Source organism: Candidatus Symbiopectobacterium sp. NZEC135, assembly GCF_025962695.1.
This window is the reverse complement of sequence record NZ_JAGFPF010000682.1, coordinates 1-1,046: the sequence shown is the minus strand read 5'-3', so window position 1 is coordinate 1,046 and position 1,046 is coordinate 1. Positions and strand designations below refer to the sequence as shown.

Genomic DNA, 1,046 nt, shown 5'->3' with positions numbered 1-1,046 from the left:
CTGTGTTTTGGAACAGGCTGTTGACGCGTTGATAGGCGCTATAATAGAACGCCTTGTTCATCCAGTTAAAATCAAAATTAAGCCCGATGGCCTGCCGAATGCGGCGATCCTGAAACAGCGGGCGCTCACTATTGAATACCAGCCAGCGGGTATCCTGCGCCGCCTGATTCGCGAGATCGCGTTTGACGATATAACCGCGAGCGAAGTTACCGCCTTCATACTGTGTTGCCCAATGCTTGGGTGAACCTTCGACACGCATATCGAAAGCGCCCGCTTTGAACGCTTCCAGCGCGACACTGTCATCCAGATAATAGTCGTATCGGATTTGGTCGAAATTATTCAAGCCGCGATTCACCGGCAGATCGGCACCCCAATAGTCTTGCACGCGTTTATAGGTAACGTATTGGCCGGTGCGGTATGACGTGATGCGATAGGGCCCACTGGCCGGTGGGGGATAGGACAGCGGATCGGCCAGACTGTGATTTTTCCAAAAACTCTCAGGCATAACGGGCAATGTTAACAACCCCAGCAGCCGTTCCTTATCCGGTTCAGGCATTTCCAGCCGCACCGTGCGCGGCCCGACAGCGGTCACCGTGACCCCTTTGTACACCACGCGGAATTGCGGAACACCCTGTGTCATAAACATCGTGAAGGTGAAGGCCACATCAGAAGCCAAAATTGGCGAGCCGTCGTGAAACGTGGCTTTCGGATTCAGCTCCACTTCCATCCAACGAAAATCGTCAGAGTGGCGCGCATGCAGTGCAATCAGTGGGTAAAAGCTGCCTGGCTCATCATCGGATGAGGTAAACAAGGTATCGTACAGGCGTTCGGTACGTTCAGCCGCCACGCCGCGCAACGCAAAACGGTTGAAATTGTCATAGGTTCCCAGCGCGCTGAGCGTGATGCTCCCCCCTTTGGGCGCGTCAGGATTAACGTAACCAAAATGCGTGAATCCCTCGGGATATTTGGGCTCCCCCAACAAGGCGAACGAGGTGTTCTGTTGGACGGTGTCGGCAAAGGCTCCCCAACAAAGAGAACCGAGCAAA

General features: G+C 54.2%; 1 protein-coding gene. It reads right to left on the bottom strand.

Going from position 1 to position 1,046, the window contains the following annotated elements; translation table 11 throughout:
* Nucleotides 1–1,045, bottom strand: a 1,045-nt coding sequence (locus J5224_RS29700; protein WP_264628653.1) for an extracellular solute-binding protein, incomplete at its 3' end; no start/stop codon positions are given.
* Nucleotide 1,046: the final 1 nt, after the last annotated feature.